Source organism: Micromonospora sp. URMC 107 (genome assembly GCF_051386315.1).
In the GTDB taxonomy this organism is placed as follows: Bacteria; Actinomycetota; Actinomycetes; order Mycobacteriales; family Micromonosporaceae; genus Micromonospora.
In genome coordinates, this window is record NZ_JBPQTK010000120.1 from 1 (window position 1) to 18,674 (window position 18,674).

At 74.2% G+C, this 18,674-nt stretch carries 17 protein-coding genes, 1 pseudogene and 1 riboswitch; of the genes and pseudogenes, 8 read left to right on the plus strand and 10 right to left on the minus strand.

The annotated features are described in order from the left end of the window. Positions 1-196: 196 nt before the first annotated feature. Positions 197-589, plus strand: coding sequence for an FKBP-type peptidyl-prolyl cis-trans isomerase (locus ACSNN9_RS22670; protein WP_357883033.1), 393 nt, complete (start codon positions 197-199; stop codon positions 587-589). Between the two features lie 240 nt (positions 590-829). Here the strand turns inward: ACSNN9_RS22670 and ACSNN9_RS22675 are convergent, their stop codons facing one another. After that, positions 830-1,180, minus strand: a complete 351-nt coding sequence (locus tag ACSNN9_RS22675) for an STAS domain-containing protein (RefSeq protein ID WP_436675276.1) — start codon at positions 1,178-1,180, stop codon at positions 830-832. A 155-nt stretch (positions 1,181-1,335) separates the two neighbouring features. Between ACSNN9_RS22675 and ACSNN9_RS22680 the strand changes: the two genes are divergently transcribed. Beyond that, the gene (locus ACSNN9_RS22680; protein ID WP_436675277.1) at positions 1,336-2,355 is read left to right on the plus strand and encodes an SMP-30/gluconolactonase/LRE family protein; all 1,020 of its coding nucleotides are present in this window, start codon (positions 1,336-1,338) and stop codon (positions 2,353-2,355) included. A 74-nt stretch (positions 2,356-2,429) separates the two neighbouring features. Here ACSNN9_RS22680 and ACSNN9_RS22685 read toward each other — a convergent pair whose 3' ends face one another. From ACSNN9_RS22685 to pdhA, 5 genes and pseudogenes are all read right to left on the minus strand, one after another. Continuing rightward, on the minus strand, positions 2,430-3,698 hold the full coding sequence (locus ACSNN9_RS22685; protein WP_436675278.1) for an Ig-like domain-containing protein: 1,269 nt from the start codon (positions 3,696-3,698) through the stop codon (positions 2,430-2,432). A 346-nt stretch (positions 3,699-4,044) separates the two neighbouring features. Beyond that, a complete protein-coding gene (locus ACSNN9_RS22690; RefSeq protein WP_436675289.1) occupies positions 4,045-5,709 on the minus strand; it encodes a right-handed parallel beta-helix repeat-containing protein in 1,665 nt (554 codons plus the stop codon). 139 nt (positions 5,710-5,848) lie between these two features. Further along, positions 5,849-7,146, minus strand: a pseudogene (locus ACSNN9_RS22695) (dihydrolipoamide acetyltransferase family protein). 5 nt (positions 7,147-7,151) lie between these two features. Next, positions 7,152-8,168, minus strand: a complete 1,017-nt coding sequence (locus ACSNN9_RS22700) for an alpha-ketoacid dehydrogenase subunit beta (protein ID WP_436675279.1) — start codon at positions 8,166-8,168, stop codon at positions 7,152-7,154. Next, on the minus strand, positions 8,168-9,334 hold the full coding sequence (pdhA, locus tag ACSNN9_RS22705; protein ID WP_436675280.1) for a pyruvate dehydrogenase (acetyl-transferring) E1 component subunit alpha: 1,167 nt from the start codon (positions 9,332-9,334) through the stop codon (positions 8,168-8,170). Before pdhA ends, ACSNN9_RS22700 begins: the two co-directional genes overlap by 1 nt. A gap of 104 nt (positions 9,335-9,438) precedes the next feature. On the opposite strand from pdhA, the gene ACSNN9_RS22710 reads away from it, so the two are divergent. Continuing rightward, the gene (locus ACSNN9_RS22710) at positions 9,439-9,945 is read left to right on the plus strand and encodes an Lrp/AsnC family transcriptional regulator (RefSeq protein WP_436675281.1); all 507 of its coding nucleotides are present in this window, start codon (positions 9,439-9,441) and stop codon (positions 9,943-9,945) included. A 55-nt stretch (positions 9,946-10,000) separates the two neighbouring features. Here the strand turns inward: ACSNN9_RS22710 and ACSNN9_RS22715 are convergent, their stop codons facing one another. Together ACSNN9_RS22715 and ACSNN9_RS22720 are read right to left on the minus strand one after the other, a co-directional pair. Next, complete coding sequence (locus ACSNN9_RS22715; RefSeq protein WP_436675282.1) at positions 10,001-10,972, minus strand: DNA polymerase domain-containing protein; 972 nt, start codon at positions 10,970-10,972, stop codon at positions 10,001-10,003. Between the two features lie 114 nt (positions 10,973-11,086). After that, positions 11,087-11,317 carry a hypothetical protein gene (locus ACSNN9_RS22720; RefSeq protein WP_436675290.1) on the minus strand — a complete coding sequence of 77 codons (231 nt, stop codon included), beginning with the start codon at positions 11,315-11,317 and terminating at the stop codon, positions 11,087-11,089. Between the two features lie 145 nt (positions 11,318-11,462). On the opposite strand from ACSNN9_RS22720, the gene ACSNN9_RS22725 reads away from it, so the two are divergent. The 4 genes from ACSNN9_RS22725 (at position 11,463) to ACSNN9_RS22740 (ending at position 15,295) form a co-directional block, all read left to right on the plus strand. After that, the gene (locus tag ACSNN9_RS22725) at positions 11,463-12,194 is read left to right on the plus strand and encodes a histidine phosphatase family protein (protein ID WP_436675283.1); all 732 of its coding nucleotides are present in this window, start codon (positions 11,463-11,465) and stop codon (positions 12,192-12,194) included. After that, positions 12,178-13,047, plus strand: coding sequence for an NAD(P)H-hydrate dehydratase (locus tag ACSNN9_RS22730; protein WP_436675284.1), 870 nt, complete (start codon positions 12,178-12,180; stop codon positions 13,045-13,047). Before ACSNN9_RS22725 ends, ACSNN9_RS22730 begins: the two co-directional genes overlap by 17 nt. 146 nt (positions 13,048-13,193) lie before the next feature. Then, entirely contained in the window at positions 13,194-14,681 is a 1,488-nt protein-coding gene (locus ACSNN9_RS22735; protein WP_436675285.1) for a S8 family peptidase, read from the plus strand. Positions 14,682-14,794: 113 nt separating this feature from the next. Continuing rightward, the gene (locus ACSNN9_RS22740; RefSeq protein WP_132234652.1) at positions 14,795-15,295 is read left to right on the plus strand and encodes a hemerythrin domain-containing protein; all 501 of its coding nucleotides are present in this window, start codon (positions 14,795-14,797) and stop codon (positions 15,293-15,295) included. Here ACSNN9_RS22740 and ACSNN9_RS22745 read toward each other — a convergent pair. Beyond that, positions 15,264-16,190: a metallophosphoesterase family protein gene (locus ACSNN9_RS22745; protein WP_436675286.1), complete on the minus strand. Its 927-nt coding sequence runs from the start codon at positions 16,188-16,190 to the stop codon at positions 15,264-15,266. The two genes, ACSNN9_RS22740 and ACSNN9_RS22745, sit on opposite strands and share 32 nt — an antisense overlap. Before the next feature lie 89 nt (positions 16,191-16,279). Next, a complete protein-coding gene (locus tag ACSNN9_RS22750; RefSeq protein ID WP_436675287.1) occupies positions 16,280-17,086 on the minus strand; it encodes an SDR family NAD(P)-dependent oxidoreductase in 807 nt (268 codons plus the stop codon). A gap of 172 nt (positions 17,087-17,258) precedes the next feature. Then, positions 17,259-17,348, plus strand: a riboswitch (ZMP/ZTP riboswitch). Positions 17,349-17,365: 17 nt separating this feature from the next. Here ACSNN9_RS22750 and ACSNN9_RS22755 point away from each other — a divergent pair. After that, positions 17,366-18,674: glycine hydroxymethyltransferase (locus ACSNN9_RS22755; protein WP_436675288.1), on the plus strand; the 1,309-nt coding region annotated here is incomplete at its 3' end.

An 18,674-nucleotide genomic window follows, 5' to 3' on the forward strand; every position in this document is an offset into this window, starting at 1 on the left:
CCCACCTCACCGCGGCACGCCCCCGCCGGTCGCGTCTCCCGCCCGCCCGACGTGTCCGGGCAGGTGGGAGGCCCGGCCGGCGCCTCGCCCGACCGGCCGCGCCGCGGGTCTCCGGGACCGCCACGCATCGGCCGGACGCCATCGGGCAGGATCTCGGGTGACGGACATCAGGACCGAAACGGCAGGAGACTCCCGAATGAACCAGGCAGCAGGCGCCCGCTCGGGCAAGCCCGAGGTGGGTCCGATCGAGGGCGCGCCGCCCGCCGACCTCGTCATCGAGGACATCACCGTCGGCGAGGGGCCGGAGGCCCAGCCGGGGCAGCTGGCCAGCGTGCACTACGTGGGGGTCGCCCACTCCACCGGCCGCGAGTTCGACTCGTCGTGGAACCGGGGCGAGGCGTTCGACTTCCCGCTCGGCGGCGGGCAGGTCATCTCCGGCTGGGACCGGGGCGTCGTGGGCATGCGGGTCGGCGGTCGGCGCCGCCTGACCATCCCGCCGCACCTGGGCTACGGCGACCGGGGCGCCGGTGGCGTCATCAAGCCGGGCGAGACCCTGGTCTTCGTCGTCGACCTGCTCGGCGTCCGCTGAGCGGACGGCGAGCCCCCTGAGCGGGCGGTGAGCCGCCGAGCGGCGGTCAACCGCTCGACGCACGGGCGAACCGCTCCGCGCAGGAACGAACCGCCCGGCGGACGGTGAACCGCTCCGCGCACGGGCCAGGCGCCCAGCGGACGGGCGAACCACTCGGCCACGGGCCGGTGCGGATGGCGGACGACGCCGTCGGCACCGGCCCGCACGCCGCGCCGCCCTGGGTCTCGGGCGCCGGGAGGGTCAGCAGGGCACCAGCTCCCGGTCGGCGCACGGGCCCACGATCGGGATGACCCGGTGCAGGCCGGTGGCCCGCAGCACCCGCTCGACCACCGGGTCGGGGCGGAGCAGCACCAGCTCCCCGCCTCGGGCGCGCACGCGCAGGTGCGCGGCGACCAGCGCCCGCACCCCGGCGGCGGAGAGCAGGCGGACGCCGGAGAGATCGAGCCGGAGCACGGGCCGGGCCGGAGCGGCCCAGAGCGCGGAGCGGAACGTGGCGACGGTGGCGATGTCGACCTCGCCGGTCGCCCGCACCTCCACCTCGTGGTCGGCCACGGTGATCTCCACGTGGAGCCGGTCGTCGCGCTGTTCCATACCGACGAACCTATCCCCCACCACCGACATTTCCGCCCTGCTGAGGGACCGGATCGGGGTACGTCCAGGGTCATACCCGGGGCCTCCCGGATCCCCCTCAGGGATGACGCGACGCGGGGCCTGCGGGCGGCGACCTCGGCGGCGAGAATGAGCCGATGGTCGCCTCCCGCCCCCGCGCGCCCCGGCTGATCCGCCCCGTGCGCGAGCCCGCCACGGTCCCGCCGCCGCTCGACGGGCCGTGGGCGCCCGCCGACCGGCGGCTCGACTCGGTCGAGCTGCTGCCCCTGCCCGACGGGGTGTCCGGCCCGGAGGACGTGGTGGTCGACCCGTCCAGGCGGGTGGTCAGCGGCGCGGCGGACGGCCGGCTCTGGTGGTGGCCGGTGGACGCGCCACCCGGCACTTGGCCCCGGCCGCTCGCCGACACCGGGGGCCGGCCGCTGGGCGTGGAGGTCGACCCCCGCGACGGCAGCCTCGTGGTCTGCGACGCGTACCGGGGGTTGCTGCGGGTGACCGGCGACGGGGTGGTACGCGAGCTGGGCGGGCTCGGGGCGAGGGCGCACCTGGCCGACAACGCCACCGTCGCCCGCGACGGCACCGTCTACTTCACCGACTCCTCCGACCGCTTCCCGCTCTCGCACTGGAAGCGGGACCTGCTGGAACACCGGCCCAACGGGCGGGTGTTGGCGTACGACCCGCGCAGCGGGCGCACCGACGTCGTCCGCGCCGGGTTCCACTTCCCCAACGGGCTCGCGCTCACCCCGGACGAGTCGGCGCTGATGCTGGTCGAGACCGCCACCCACCGGCTGGTGCGGGTCGCGCTGGCCGACGGCGCGGTCACCGTGCTGGCCGACCTGCCGGCGTACCCGGACAACCTCACCCCGGTGGGCGACGGGACGTACTGGATCGCCTTGCCGAGCCCCCGGGTGCCGGCGGTGGAGCGGCTGCTGCCCCACCCCCGGCTGCGGCAACTGGTGGCGGTGCTGCCGGCGGCGGTGCAGCCGAAACCGCTGCGCTACGGCCTGGTGGCCCTGGTCGACGGCGAGGGACGGGTGCTGCGCACCCTGCACGGTCCGCGCGGGACCTACGACATGATCACCGGCGTCCGCCAGCACGGCGACCACCTGTGGCTGGGCAGCCTCACCGGGCCCGGAGTGGCCCGGGTGCCGTTGGGCTGAGCCGCGACGCCCGACGCGCCGGGGACCGGCCCGCGTGGGCGGCGGACCGGTCCCCGGGTGTGCGTACCGTCGGATCAGCCACCGCGCACGGACGGCGCCGGCACCGGCGAGCCCCCGGCCACCGCACCCGGGTGCGGCGCGGCCGACGGGGTCGGCCGCAGGCCGGCCGGCACGGGCAGCGCGCTGCCCTTGACGAACTCGTCCCAGCTGACGTTCCAGGCCGTCCAGCCGTTGCCCTCGGTCAACTCGACCTCGGTGCCCTTGATGGTGACCAGGTCGCCGACCTGCGTGACGCCCATCAGCCAGTCCGCGGCCTCGTTGGACACGTTGGTGCAGCCGTGCGAGACGTTGGTGCTGCCCTGGTCCCCCACCGACCAGGGCGCGGCGTGGATGAACTCGCCGCCCCAGGTGAGCCGCTGGGCGTCCTCGACGTCGACCACGTAGGGGTCGGCCGAACCCCGGGTGTCGAACGTCGTGAACTCGTGCTTCTCCATGATCACCATCTTGCCGCTGGAGGTCGGCGTGCTCGGCTTGCCCATGCTGACCGGGATCTTGCGGACCACCTTGCCGTCCCGCAGCACCGACATCCGCTTGGTCGCGTTGTCGATCTCCAGGGCCACCTGCCGACCGATCTTGGAGGTGGCGGTGCGGTCGGAGTCACCGACCCGGTCCTTGCCGATCGGCAGGCCCTCCAGCCCGGCCCGGACGCTGATGCTGGTCCCCGGGCGCCAGAAGTCGGGGGCCCGGTAATAGGCCTGACTGCCGTCGGACACCCACGACCAGGCACCCGGCTGCGGCGGATCCGTCTTCACGAACAAACGGCGCTGCACGTCGCCCCTGGCCTCTTTCGGAATGGGCGGGTCGAACGCCACGGTCACCGGCATGGCGGTGCCGTACGTCCGATTACCGGCAAAGTACAACGTGCTGGTGATTTCTGGCTTCGTCGGTTTCGGCATCGTGGTGAAGGTGGTCTTGCGGGTGGTCGTCCTCCCCGAGTCCCCCGTGGCCGTCACCTCCGCGGTGTAGGTGCGCCGCGGCTTCAGGGGCGCCTTCGGCACCCAGCCCGAACCGTCCTCCCGGGGCTCCGCCTCGACCTGCGCGCCCGTGTCGTCGGTGATCCGGACGGCGGTGACCTTCCCGTTCCTGACCGCGGTCCCCACCTCGGCGCTGATCGGCACCTCGCGGGCGCGGTCGGCGGGCGTCACGGTCAGCTCCGGTGCGGCCGCCGCCCGCCCCTCGGCCGGCCCGGCACCCGGTTTGCGGTCGGCGGTGCACCCGCCGAGGGCCAACGGCGCTGCCGCGATGGTCACGGCCAGCACCGTCAGTCGCCGCCTCAACTCCATGATGCGTCCCCCCGTTAATTGGTGTCCCTCAGCCACATTCTCTCCACGCCGCGCCGGACGGGCGCGCAATTTCGGCGGAATGGGGAAAGCAATTATGGGAGGCATTTACCGCCCTGCGCGGAATGGGGCAGCCCGCTCCGACTTCCGGATCCGTCCGGGATCGTCCGACGCGCCGCCGCCGGCCCCCGGCCTCCCGGCGCGTCCCCGGTGCCCCGCCCCGGGCGGTTCGGCGGCGACGAGGCGGTGCGCGGCACGACGCGCGTCGCCGCCGACGCCGCACGCGCACCTTGAGGCGTCACCCCGACGCCGCACGTCCACGACCAGGCGGCACCCCGACGCCGCACGCTCACGTCCAGGCGTCGTCGCCGTGGTTGCGTTCCCACCGGCCGCCGACGGGCGGGGTGTCCATCCGGATGGCGGAGTCCGCGTTGCCGGCGAGGTCGTTGTCCTCCACCCGGCAGTCCACGCAGCTGCCCCGCTCGGTGATCCACAGGCCGTGGTTCTGGGTGCTCGGCTCGCGGTTGTCCCAGATCCGGTTCCCCCGGATGGTGGCCGACTCGACGGCCGCGTTGATCGCGATGCCGGCCCGCACCGGCGGCCCGGCGGGCAGCTCGTACGGGGTGCCCGGCGCCGGAGTGGCCCCGCTCCACCCGCTCGGGGAGTCCGGCCGGATCGGCGCGAGAGTGAGCTCGGTGTCGTCGTTGGCCGCCACCACGGCGATCCGCTCACCGACCCGCACCACCTTGCCCCGGTGGCCGTCGTTCGGCCACTTCGCCCGCCGGTTCACCACCGACTTCTCGGTGTACCGCACCGAGTCGCCGTGTTCGCTCGTCGCCGGCGCCCACCGCCGCCCGTTGTTGCGGATCCGGTTGGCGACCAGGATGGCGTCGCGCACCGGGCGGTCGATGCGGATGGCGTCGGCGCTGTTGCCGTAGAAGTCGTTGCTCTCGATGACGATCTCCTCGGCGACGTGCTCCTCGGACCCGCCGAGGTTGCGCTGGTGGTAGCCGTACCGGCCGTTGCCGCTGATCCGGTTGCCGCGGATCGTGTACGGGCCGGGGGTGTTGCCGATGCTGACCCCGTCGCGCAGGTTGCCGTCGATGACGCAGTCGGTGAGGATGCCGCCCCGGCCGGCGGTGTGCGTGGTGCCCTTCGCCGAGACGTGGAAGCCCGCCTCCAGGTTGCCGGTCATGGTGCACGCCGAGACGATCAGGCCGTTCGCGCCCCAGTCGGAGATGCCGAAGCGGTTGCCCTGGGCGTGGCAGCCGATGATCCGTACTCCCCGTGGGCGCAGGTGGTCCGCCTCCTGCAACTCCAGGAAGATGCCGTTGGTGGCGTTGGCGACCGCGCTGCAGTTGACGATGTTGAACCGCTCGACGCTGCCCCAGCCGCCGATGCCGACGCCGATGCCCGCGCCGCCCATCTCGGTGCCGTTGTCCTGCCGCCCGCACCCGGTGACCAGCACCCCGTCGATCAGGCAGTCCTGGAGGAAGTCGCAGCCCAGGCCGGTGGCGGCGGTGTGGTGGATGTACAGGTTGCGGAAGACGCCGCGGACGACGTACTGCAGGCCGAGGCCCTTGGCCAGCGGGTTGTAGTCGGCGGACGCCACCTCGGAGCCGTCGATCTCGAAGTCGGCGAAGGTGCAGTCCGCCAGGTGCCGGTCCCGGTCGGCGCCGTGCTCGATCGTGGTGTAGAAGGCCAGCGGCGCCGGGTCGGCCCGGTTGCCGGCGTTGCTGAGCACGAAGCGGGTCGCCCCCGGGCCGGCGCCGACGAGCGACACCCCGGAACGCCACACGGTGCCCGAGTCCCGCATCGAGTAGACCCCGGGCGGGCAGTAGATGATCCGGGCCCGACCGTCGGCGGCGTACGCGTCGCCGAGCCGGTCCACCAGCGCGGCGAGCGCCGGCTGGTCGTTGGCCGCCCCGTCGCCGACCAGGCCGTGTTCCCGGGCGTCGCAGAGCAGCGGGGCGCCGGCCACCGCGTGGCGGCGCACGCCGCCGGCAGAGGGCATGTTCGGGTACGCCACCGCGTCCTCCCCTCGGCGAGACTTCCCGGCCCGCATTCCCGGCCCTCTCCGGGGAAAACGCGGGCCGCGACGGCGACGGCCCCGGCGCCGCCGCAGGGCGGTGCCGGGGCCGTCGCGGCCGGGGTCAGACGTTGGCGATCAGCACCGCCGGCCGCTCGACGCAGTCGGCGACGTGCCGCAGGAAACCGCCGGCCACCCCGCCGTCGCAGACCCGGTGGTCGAAGGTCAGGCTGAGCTGCGTCACCTTCCGCACCGCGAGCTGCCCGTCCACCACCCAGGGCTTGTCCACGATCCGGCCCACCCCGAGCAGCGCCGCCTCCGGGTGGTTGATGATCGGGGTGGAGCCGTCGACGCCGAAGACGCCGTAGTTGTTGAGCGTGAACGTGCCGCCGGTCAGCCGGGCCGGGGGCAGCATGCCGGCCCGGGCGGCCGTGGTGGTCGCGGTCAGCTCGGCGGCCAGCTCGGCGGTGGTGAGCCGCTGCGCGTCGCGCAGCACCGGCACGACCAGCCCCCGGTCGGTCTGGGCGGCGATGCCCAGGTGCACCCCGGCGGACTGGACGATCCGCTGGCCCTCGGTGTCGACCCGCGCGTTGAGCTGCGGGTACCGGCGCAGCCCGGACAGGCAGATCCGGGCCAGCAGGGCCAGGATGCTCACCGGCGCGTCCGGGGTCGCCGCGTTGATCGCCGCGCGGGTCTCCAGCAGCCCGGTGGCGTCCACGTCCACCCAGATGGTCACCTCGGGGATCTCCCGCCGGCTGCGGGAGAGCTTGTCGGCGATCGCCTTGCGGATGCCGGTCAGCGGAACGATGAGGTCCTCGGTGCCGGGGACGGCCGACGGGACGGGCTCGTCCGGCACCGCGGCGAGCCGGGCGGCCGGCGTCCCCGCCCCGGCGACGGCGGCCTCCACGTCCGCCCGACGCACCACCCCGCCCGGGCCGGTGCCGCGCAGGGTGGCCAGGTCGAGGCCGTGTTCGCGGGCCAGCCGGCGCACGATCGGCGAGATGACGAGGGGCACCGCCGCGCCGTGCGGCCGGTCGCCCGCGCCGGCCGCGGTCGCCGCCGCCCCGGGGCGCCGTGGCCGGTGCCGTACCCGATGAGGACGTTGCCGGAGCCGGCCCGCTCCTCCTCGCGGTAGGTGGCGTGCCCGGCGGGCTCGTCGCCGGCCCCGCCGTCGCCGTCCAGCGGCGCGATGGTGATCAGCGGCTGGCCCACCGGGCGGGTCTCACCCGCCGCGCCGTGCAGCGCCACGACCCGACCGGCGTACGGGCAGGGCACGTCGACGACGGCCTTGGCGGTCTCCACCTCGACGACGCTCTGGTCCACGGTGACCACGTCGCCCACGGCGACGCGCCACTCGACGATCTCGGCCTCGCTCAGCCCCTCGCCCAGGTCGGGCAGGAGGAAGACCTGCGCCCCGTCCATGGTGGTCACGCGGCGCTCCCCCGGCTCAGCCAGCGCTCGTCGGGCTGGTCGTCCCACTGGAGGCGGGCCACCGTGTCGAGGACCCGGTCCACCGACGGCAGGTGGGTGTGCTCCAGCATCGGCGCCGGGTACGGGATGTCCAGCCCCGACACCCGCAGCACCGGGGCGTGCAGGGCGTGGAAGCAGCGCTCCTGCACCCGGGCGGCGATCTCGGCGCCGACCCCGGCGAAGCCCTGCGCCTCCTGGATCACCACGCACCGGCCGGTGCGCCGGACCGAGGCCGTGACGGTCTCGTCGTCGAACGGCACGATGCTGCGCACGTCCACGACCTCCAGGTCCCAGCCCTCCTCGCGGGCCGCCTCGGCGGCCTCGAGCGCGACCGGCACCGCCGGCCCGTACGCGACGAGCGTGGCGTCGCGGCCCGGGCGGCGCACGACCGCCCGGCCGATCGGCGCGGTGGCGGCGGGAAGCTCCGCCTCGCCGCTGGAGAAGTAGAGCTTCTTGGGCTCCATGAACACGACCGGGTCGGGGTCGTCGATCGCCTGGCGCAGCAGCGAGTACGCGTCCTCCACCGTCGCCGGCGTGACGACCTTGAGGCCGGGGGTGTGCGCGTAGTACGCCTCGCTGGAGTCGCAGTGGTGCTCGACCCCGCCGATGCCGCCGGCGTACGGCACCCGAATGACGATCGGCACGCTGAGCGCGCCTCGGGTGCGGTTGCGCAGCTTCGCCACGTGCGAGGCGATCTGCTCGAACGCCGGGTACGCGAACGCGTCGAACTGCATCTCGACCACCGGGCGCAGCCCGGACATGGCCATGCCGACGGCGAAGCCGACGATGCCGGCCTCGGCGAGCGGGGTGTCGAAGCAGCGCTTGTCGCCGAAGCGGGCCTGTAGGCCGTCGGTGATCCGGAAGACGCCGCCGAGCGCTCCGACGTCCTCGCCGAAGACGACCACCCGCTCGTCGTCGAGCATCGCGTCGGCGAGCGCGGCGTTGAGCGCCTTCGCCATGGTCAGGGCGGCCATCAGCGCTCACCCTCCTCGTCCTGGGCGGCGGCCAGCTCGGCGCGGACCTGCTCGCGCTGCTCGACCAGCTGCGGGGTGGGCTCGGCGTAGACGTGGTCGAAAAGGCTCATCGGGTCGACCGTCGGCTGCGTGTTCATCCGGGTGCGCAGGTCGGCGGCGTACGCCTCGGCCTCCTCGGCGACCGCGGCGACGGTGGCGTCGTCGAGCGCGCCCCGGGCCCGCAGGTACGTCTCCAGCCGGGCCACCGGGTCGCGGTCCCGCCACGCCTCGACCTCGGCGCCGTCGCGGTAGCGGCTCGCGTCGTCGGCGTTGGTGTGCGCCTCCATCCGGTAGGTGTGCGCCTCGACCAGGAACGGACCCCTGCCCGCGCGGGCGTGCTCCACGGCGCGGGTGAGCACCGCGAGCACGGCCACCGGGTCGTTGCCGTCGACCTGCTCGCTGGGCACGCCGTAGCCCACGCCCTTGTACGCCAGCGACGGGGCGGCGGTCTGCCGGGAGAGCGGGACGCTGATCGCGTACCGGTTGTTCTGCACGAAGTACACGACGGGGGCCTTGAACACGGCGGCGAAGTTGACGCCCTCGTGGAAGTCGCCCTCGCTGGTCGCCCCGTCGCCGATGAACGCCAGCGCGACGGTGTCCCGCCCCTGGTACGCCTCGCCGTAGGCCAGCCCGGCGGCGTGCACGCACTGGGTCGCCAGCGGGGTGCACTGCGGGGCGGTGTGCCGGGCGGCGGGGTCGTATCCGCAGTGCCAGTCCCCGCGCAGCAGGGTCAGCACCTCGACCGGGTCGATGCCCCGGGAGACCAGGGCCATCGACTCCCGGTAGGTCGGGAAGACCCAGTCCGTGTCGCGCAGGGCGAGGACGGCGCCCACCTGGCAGGCCTCCTGGCCGCGCGAGGACGGGTAGACCGCCAGCCGGCCCTGCTTGGTCAGGGCGGTGGCCTGGACGTCGAAGCGGCGGCCGACGACCATCCGCCGGTACATCTCGACGAGCGCCTCGACGGGCGGCTCGGGGTAGTCGGCGGGGGCGCGCAGCGGTGTGCCGCTCGGATCGAGCAGGCGGACGGGCTCGGCGGCCGGGAGCAGCGGCTTGGCCGGATCGGGCGGGGTGGCCGCCCGGCGGCTGCGCGGGGATGCCCTGCGGACCGCCTCGGGTGTGGTCGTCACGGCGGGACCTCCTGGACGTGTGGTGGGCCTATGCTCCTGCTGTCGGATGATTGACTCAAGATCCCGCACAAACGCGGGACGGATGGCATGGGACGGGCAACGAGATGAGCCAGGAGTCCGGGAGCCCAGCGGAGCCGGCGGCCGGAACGGGACGTTCGGCGCGACCGCTGGACGACGTCGACCGGCGGATCCTCGACGAGCTGGTCCGCGACGGCCGCACGTCGGTGCGCACCCTCGCCGAGCGGATCCACATCTCCCGCACCAACGCGTACGCCCGGGTCGAGCGGCTGCTGCGCGACGGGGTGATCACCGGCTTCCGGGCCCGGGTCGCCCCCGAGGCGGCGGGGCTGGGCACCTCGGCGTACATCGCGTTGAAGATCGAGCAGAACACCTGGCGGGAGGTGTCGGCGGAGCTGGCGCGGGTCCGCTACATCGAGCACGCCGCCCTGCTCGGCGGCGACCACGACGTGCTCGCCCTGGTCCGGGCGCCGGACAACGCCACCCTGCGCGACGTGGTGCTGGGCCGGGTGCAGGGCATCGCCGGCGTGCTCTCCACCCGCACCTGGCTGGTCTTCGAGGAGTTCGACGGCGAGCGCAGCCCGTGGGAGTGAGCCGGCGCTCCGCCCTTCCGGCGGGCCCCGGCCGGGCCCGCGGCGACCGACCGGCTCAGCGCTCCGGCGGGGCCTCCAGCCCCTCCCGGTCGGCCAGCTCCAGCAGCGGCTCCAGGGAGAACCGCCGGTCGTCGAGGCCCGCGTGCGGGTCGCCGCGCTCGGCGAACCGGGCGGGCATCGTGGTCACCGCGAAGTCCTCCGGCCGGGCGTCGTCCAGCTCCGACCAGTCCAGCGGCGCGGAGACCAGCGCGCGCGGCGTGGGGCGGATCGAGTACGCCGATGCCATCGTGTGGTCCCGGGACATCTGGTTGTAGTCGATGAAGACCGGCCGGTCCCGCTGCTCCCGCCACCAGGTGGTGGTGACCAGTTCCGGCAGCCGCCGCTGCATCTCCCGGCCCAGCGCCAGCACCGCCCGGCGGCAGTCGCCGAAGCTCCACCGGGGCTCGATGGACAGGTAGACGTGCAGGCCCCGCCCGCCGGTGGTCTTCGGGTGGCCGGTCAGGCCCAGCTCGGCGAGGAACGCGCGCACCTCGTGGGCCACCGGCACCACCTGGTCGAAGTCGACGCCCGGCATCGGGTCCAGGTCGATCCGCAGCTGGTCGGGCCGCTCGACGTCGGCGGCGGAGACCGGCCACGGGTGGAACCGCAGCGTGCCCAGGTTGGCCGCCCAGACCACCACCGCCAGCTCGCTCGGCGCGACCTCGTCGGCCGTGCGCCCGCTCGGGAAGGTGATGTGGGCGGTGCGCACCCACTCGGGCGCCCCCGCCGGCAGCCGCTTCTGGTAGAAGGCGTCGCCCCGGTTGTCCTGCCGGGTGCCGATCCGCGCGCCGTCGAAGACGCCGCGCGGCCACCGTTCCAGCATGGTCGGCCGGTCCCGCAGGGCGCGCAGGATGCCGTCGCCGACGGCGAGGAAGTAGCGCACCACGTCCAGCTTGGTCAGCCCGAGTTCGGGGAAGTACGGCTTGTCGGGGCTGGAGACGCGCACCAGCCGCTCCCCCACCTGGATCTCCTCGGCCGGCGTCGCCACGCCTGACACCGTAACCCGGCCGGCCGGCCGGCACGCCCCGTCGCGGCCCCGCGCGCCGGCACCGGTCACCGGACGGGGTCGTACGCGCGGCGGCCGCCCGACCGCCGGTGGGACTCAGCTCATCTCCTCCTGGAGGCGCTCCAGGAGCATCTTCTTGCCCTGCTCGCCCGCCTTGCGGTTGTTCTCCTGCATCTTGCGGAACCAGGTGGCCAGTTCCGTGTCGCCCCGCGCGTCGGCGTCGGCGATGTAGTTCTCCAGTTGCCAGATGTGCTGCAACGACATCTGCAACGCGTGGATCAGGTCGTAGTTCTGGTCCTTCACCGGGCTCGCCGGCTCCCTGACCATCGTGGCCACGGCACACCTCCCCGTCTCGGTGATCGGTGGAGCCAGCGCTTACCCGGCCCGGCCCCGATCACGCCCCGGGGCCCGGATCCGGCGGGGGCCGGGAGGGCGCGGTTACCCGGGGCGGGCTCCGGGTAGGGGTTGCCGCATGGCGGAACTGGCGACGCTCTGGATCGTCCGGCACGGCGAGAGCACGGCGAACGTGGCGGCCACGGCGGCCGAGGCGTCCGGCGCCGAGCTGATCGACCTGACCCACCGGGACGCGGACGTGCCGTTGAGCCCGACCGGGGAGGAGCAGGCCCGGGCCACCGCGCGGTGGCTGGCCGGGCTGCCCGAGGCCCGCCGGCCGGACGTGGCGGTGGTGTCGCCGTACCTGCGGGCGGTGCGGACCGCCGAGCTGGCCCTGGCCGGCACCGGGGTCCCGCTCAGCCGCGACGAGCGGCTGCGCGACCGGGAGCTGGGCATCCTGGACGGGCTGACCGCGCAGGGGGTGCGCCGGCGGCACCCCGAGGAGGCGGCCCGCCGGGACCGGCTCGGCAAGTTCTACTACCGGCCGCCGGGCGGGGAGTCCTGGACCGACGTGGCGCTGCGACTGCGCGCCCTCCTCGGCGACCTGCGCCGCGACCACGAGGGCCGGCGCGTGCTGCTGTTCGGCCACGACGCCCTGGTCTTCCTGACCCGTTACCTGGTGGAGGGGCTCACCGAGGCGGAGCTGATGGCGCTGACCCGCGAGCACGTCATCGCCAACTGCTCGATCACCGGCTGGTCCGCCGGCACCGACGGCCGGCTGACCCCGGACGTGTTCAACGACGTCGGCCACCTGCGGGAGCAGGGCGCCCGACCGACCAGGGAGGACGAGGTCCATGCCGAACCGGTCTGACACCCGGGTGATCACCCCCGGGCTGCTGCGGGACTGGGCGCTGCCCGTGCCGACCGGCGGCAAGGAGGCCCGGGGCACGGTGCTGGTGGTCGGCGGCTCGCGTTTCACCCCCGGTGCGGTGCTGCTCGCCGGCGTGGCCGCGTTGCGGGCCGGGGCCGGCGTGCTCCAGCTCGCCGCCGCCGAGTCCACCGCCTCCGCGCTGAGCATCCAGGTGCCCGAGGCGCTGGTGGTGGGCCTGCCGGAGACCGCCGAGGGCGCGGTCGCGGGCCGGCCCGGCGAGCTGCTGGGCGACCTGGTGGCGGAGGCGGACGTGGTGGCCCTCGGCCCCGGCCTCAAGGACATCGACGAGACCGGCCGCCTGCTGCGCCTGGTGCTCGACGCGGCCGGCCCCGAGACGCCGCTGGTGCTGGACGCGTACGCCCTCGGGGCCCTCAGCCACGCCCCGGACCTGCTGGTCGGGTCCGGCCGGCCGGCGGTGCTCACCCCCAACCTCACCGAGGCCCGGCACCTGCTCGGCCGGGAGCCCGGCGACGACCTGGACGCCGAGGCGACCGAGCTGGCCCGCCGCTACGACGCGGTGGTCTCGCTCTACGGCCACATCGCCACCCCCGACGGCCGGAGCTGGCGGGAGGAGAGCGGCGACGCCGGCCTGGGCACCTCCGGCAGCGGGGACGTCCGCGCCGGCCTGCTGGCCGGGCTGTTGTCGCGGGGCGCGGAGCCGGCGCAGGCCGCGTGCTGGGCGGCGTTCGCCCACGCGGTGAGCGGTCAGCGGCTGGTCCCCCGGTTCGGCCGGATCGGCTTCCTCGCCCGGGAACTGCTCGACGAGATACCCCACACCCTCGCCACCGTCTGACACCTGGGGTCTGCCCGAACGGATGGGTGTAACGCCACATCACACTCCTACGCTGGACCATCGGAGGCGTGCATTCCGCCCGCCTCCCGCCGGTCGCTCCCCGCCAGGGGGCGTACCCCGGCTGGAAACAGCCCCTGGGAGTCTGTGTGAAGAACCTCCGTCGCAAGACACTGGCTGCCGCGTCCGCCGTGACGCTCGGCGTCGGCCTCGCCGTCGCCGGCGGGGTGGCCCCGGCGGCGTCGGCCGCCGGCCCGGACACCACGTTCCTGGTGCTCGCCCCGCAGGGCGCCAAGACCGACAAGGCGGCCGCCCGCGTGGCCGCCGCCAACGGCACGGTGGTGGCCAGCTACGACCAGATCGGCGTGCTCGTCGTCCGGTCGACCAACCCCGACTTCGTCACGGACGTGGCGGGCGCGGGCGTCGACTCGGTGGCGTCCACCGCCGGCCTGGGCACCGCCCTCGAGGAGGGCGAGACCCTGGAGGTCTCCGCGGCCGAGGCGGCCAACACGACCGCCGACCCGACCAAGGAGCCCCTCTTCGGTCAGCAGTGGGACATGCCGATGATCGACGTCCCGCAGGCCCACGCCGTCAACGCCGGCCGCGCCGACGTGGTGGTGGGCGTGCTGGACAGCGGCATCTCCTCCAGCCACCCCGACCTGGCCAGCCAGATCGCGAAGAACAAGAGCACCTCCTGCCTCGGTGGGGTCTCCGACACCGCCGAGTCCGCCTGGAACCCGACCACCTCCGACCACGGCACCCACGTGGCCGGCACCATCGCCGCCGCCGTGAACGGCGTCGGCGTGACCGGTGTCGCGCCGGGCGTCAAGGTGGCCGCGGTGAAGGTCGTCAACGACGACGGCTACATCTTCCCGGAGGCCGCGGTCTGCGGGTTCATGTGGGCCGCCGAGCAGGGCATGCGGGTGACCAACAACAGCTACTACATCGACCCGTGGGAGCTGAACTGCCGCAACGACGCGCGCCAGCGTCCGGTGTGGAAGGCGGTCCAGCGGGCCCTGCGTTACTCGCAGAGCAAGGGCGTGCTGCACGTCGCGTCCGCGGGTAACTCGAACTTCGATCTCGCTCACAAGATCACCGACACGGGCAGCCCGAACAACGGGACCCCCGAGGAGCGCGAGAACCTCACCAACTCCTGCCTCGTCCTGCCGGGCGAGGCGCCGGGCGTGGTGACGGTCTCGGCGGTCGGCCCGACCGGGGAGAAGAGCTACTACTCCTCGTACGGCCAGGGCGTGGTCGAGGTGACGGCGCCGGGTGGCGACACCCGCTTCCGTACCCAGGGCCGCAGCTCGACCCTGACCGACGGCATCCTGTCCACCACCTACAACACCACCACGAAGACCAACGGCTGGGGCTACAAGCAGGGCACCTCGATGTCCTCCCCGCACGCCGCCGGTGTGGCCGCCCTGGCCGTCTCGGCGCACCCGGGCATGACCTCGGGCCAGCTGTCGGCCTTCCTGGGCACCACCGCCGAGGCGATCTCCTGCCCCGGCGGCGTCTACAACCCCGTGCCGCTGATCGCGGCCGGTCCGAACGCCTACGACGCGACCTGCTCCGGCGGCCAGCGCAACGGCTTCTACGGCGCCGGCATGGTCAACGCGTACAACGTGGTCAAGTAACAGCACGGCACGACCAGTGGTGGGGCCCGGCGGTGATCCGCCGGGCCCCACCCGTTTTCGCTGCTCACACCGGGGGTACGGGAGGGGGTGTCAGACGAGCAAGGAGGTCAACGGTGTCCACCGATGCCATCGTCCTGTTGAAAGAGGACCACAAGGAGATGCGCCGCCTGTTCAAGGCCTTCCAGGACGCCGAGGAGGGTCCGGCGGCGCGGCGGCAGAAGCTGGTGAACGAGATCCTGGAAGCCCTCACGGTCCACACCTACCTCGAGAACGAGGTGATGTACCCCGAGGTCCGCAAGCTCCTGCCCGACCTCGAGGACGACATCCTCGAGTCGTACGAGGAACACCACGTCGCCGACGTGCTCTGCGCCGAGCTGTTCACCATGGACGCCGGCGACGAGCGCTTCAACGCCAAGACCACGGTGCTGATCGAGAACGTCCTGCACCACGTCGAGGAGGAGGAGCAGGAGTGGTTCCCCAAGGTGCGCGAGGCGCTCGGCCGTAAGCAGCTCCAGGAGATCGGCGAACGGATGATCGCGCTGCGCGCGGACGCGCCGCGCAAGCCGACCGACCCGAAGGCGATCAAGAAGTCGCTGGACGCGGTGACGGCCTGAGCGGACGGGACGCCACGGGCCCCGGTACGCCGGGGCCCGTCGCCGTGCCCGGGGGCGCGGGCAGGATCCGCCGCAGCGCCGGGGGCGCGGCCCGGGGCCGCCACTCCCGCGGGTAGCCCACCGAGACCTCCTCGAACCGCACCCCGTCGTGCCAGGTGGTGCGAGGGATGTGCAGGTGGCCGTAGACCACGGCGGCGGCGTCGAAGCGCAGGTGCCAGTCGGCGGTGGACTCGGTGCCGCACCACTGGGCGAAGATCGGGTAGCGCAGCACCCGGGTCGGCTCGCGCAGCAGCGGCCAGTGGTTGACCAGCACCGTCGGCAGCCCGGGCTCCCGCTCGGCGAGCCGGCGCGCGGTCTCGGCGACCCGGGCGGCGCACCAGGCGGACCGGCTCGGGTACGGGTCCGGGTGCAGCAGGAACTCGTCGGTGCACACGATCCCCGTCCGGTACGCCTCGGCCAGCGCCGCCTCGGGGGTGTCGAAGCCGTCCGGTCGCCAGCTGTGGTCGTAGAGCAGGAACAGCGGCGCCACCAGCACCGGCCCGCCCGCCCCCCGCCACACCGGGTACGGGTCCTCCGGGGTCAGCACGCCCAGCCGCCGGCAGGCGTCGACCAGGTACGCGTAGCGCGCCGCCCCGCGCAGCGCCACCGGGTCGGCCGGCGGGGTCCACAACTCGTGGTTGCCCGGTGCCCAGACGACCCGCGCGAAGCGGCGGCTGAGCAGGCCGAGGGCCCACTCGACGTCGGCCACGGTGTCGCCCACGTCCCCGGCGACCAGCAGCCAGTCCCGCGGCGAGGTGGGGCGCAGCCCCTCCACCACCTCCCGGTTGCCCCGGTGACCGACGTGCAGGTCGCTGATGGCGAGCAGGCTGCCGCCCTCGCCGTCCTCCCCCGCCATGCCGCTGATCCTAGGCAGCGACGCGCCCGGCCGCGAGGCCCCCGTCCCGGCGGCGGGCTGCACGACCCGCCGCCGGGGCCCGGCAGGGATCAGCTGCCGGAGCCCGGCTCGGCCATCCTGCGGTGCTGCGCCGCCTTGAGCTTGTCCGGGACGATCTTGCCGGCGGCGGTCTGCACCTTGTTGAGCAGCGAGCCCGCGGTCACCGTCTGGTCGCCGCGCATCATCGCCGCGAAACCCTGCTCGGCCACGGTGCGCGGGTCGTCCTTGCGCCCCGAGCCGACCCGGGTGTCCTCCATCTCGGCACGGGTGAAGAACTCCGTGTCGGTCGGCCCCGGCATCAGCGAGGTCACCGTCACCCCGGTCTCCTTCAGCTCGTTGCGCAGCGCCTCCGCGAAGGACTGCACGAACGACTTCGAGGCGTTGTAGACGGCCTGGAAGGGGCCCGGCATGGTGGCGGCGATCGACGAGGTGAACAGGACCCGTCCGGCGCCGCGCCGCACCATGCCGGGCAGCAGCAGCTTGGCCAGGTGCACCGTCGAGCGCACGTTCAGGTCGACGACGGCCAGCTCGTCCGCGAGCGCGGTGCCCCCGACGAACTCCCCGCCGGCGCCCCGCCCGGCGTTGAGCGCCAGCGCGTCGACCGGCCGGCCGGTCCCGGCCACCGCCGCCGCCAGCTCCTCGACCCCCTCGGCGCGGGTCAGGTCGACCCGGACCGGGTGCACCCGCGGCCCGCCGTCGCGCCGCAGCCGCTGGGCCGCCGTGTCGATCCCGTCGTCCTCGGCGGCGACCACCAGGTCGTACCCGTGCTCGACGAACTGGACCGCCAGCTCGTACCCGATGCCGCTGGACGCGCCGGTCACCACGGCGAACGGCCGGTCCGTGCCCGATGTGGTCATCTGCTCGTCACTCCCCTCGTCGGCGGGCGGCCCGCGCGCACCGTGGCCGTCCCGGGTGTGCTGTGCCCCGGTCCGGCCCGGTTAATCCCGCCGCCGGCGCCGCCCACCTCGCCAGGGCCCCACCGTTCGGGCGAGGTGGGCCGGGAACCGCCGGGGCCGACCCGGTAGGATCGGCACGGGCCGTGACTGGCGCGTAGGGATGGAGAACCATCGGGAAGCGGTCCCGTCATGAGGACGCATGCCGAGCGCCTGGGCCTTCCGCACGTCACTGGAGGTCGCATGTCGCTGAACGCCGAATCCACCGCCTTCCGCAGCGCCCTCGAGGTGATCCGCGCCGTCGAGCCGCGGGTGGCCGACGCCATCGGCGCCGAGCTCGCCGACCAGCGCGAGTCGCTCAAGCTCATCGCCAGCGAGAACTACGCCTCCCCCGCGACCCTGCTGACCATGGGCAACTGGTTCAGCGACAAGTACGCCGAGGGCACCGTCGGCCGCCGCTTCTACGCGGGCTGCCAGAACGTCGACACCGTCGAGGCGCTCGCCGCCGAGCACGCCCGGGAACTGTTCGGCGCCGCCCACGCGTACGTGCAGCCGCACTCCGGGATCGACGCCAACCTGGTCGCGTTCTGGGCGATCCTGGCCGACCGGGTGGAGTCGCCCGCGCTGAAGAAGGCCCAGGTGCGGCAGGTCAACGACCTCACCGAGGCGGACTGGTTCGCGCTGCGCCGCGAGCTGGGCGACCAGCGGATGCTCGGCATGTCGCTGGACGCCGGCGGCCACCTGACCCACGGGTTCCGGCCGAACATCTCCGGCAAGATGTTCGACCAGCGCAGCTACGGCACCGACCCGGTCACCGGCCTCGTGGACTACGACAGGGTCGCCGAGGCCGCCCGCGAGTTCAAGCCGCTGATCCTGGTCGCGGGCTACTCGGCGTACCCGCGAAAGGTCAACTTCCGGATCATGCGGGAGATCGCCGACTCCGTCGGCGCGACCTTCATGGTCGACATGGCGCACTTCGCCGGCCTGGTCGCCGGGAAGGTCTTCACCGGCGACTTCGACCCGGTGCCGCACGCGCACATCGTCACCACCACCACGCACAAGTCGCTGCGCGGCCCGCGCGGCGGCATGGTGCTCTGCCAGCCCGAGCTGGCCGACCAGGTCGACCGGGGCTGCCCGATGGTGCTCGGGGGCCCGCTGCCGCACGTGATGGCCGCCAAGGCCGTCGCCCTCGCCGAGGCCCGCCGCCCCGACTTCGCCGACTACGCCCAGCGGATCGTCGACAACGCCCAGGCGCTCGCCGAGGGGCTGCTGCGGCGCGGCGGCAAGCTGGTCACCGGCGGCACCGACAACCACCTGGTGCTGATCGACGTCTCCGGCTACGGGCTGACCGGCCGGCAGGCCGAGCAGGCGCTGCTCGACTCGGGCATCGTCACCAACCGCAACTCCGTGCCGCAGGACCCGAACGGCGCCTGGTACACCTCGGGCATCCGGGTCGGCACCCCGGCGCTGACCAGCCGAGGGCTGGGCACCGCGCAGATGGACGAGACGGCCGAGCTGATCCACACCGTGCTCAGCCAGACCAGGCCGGGCG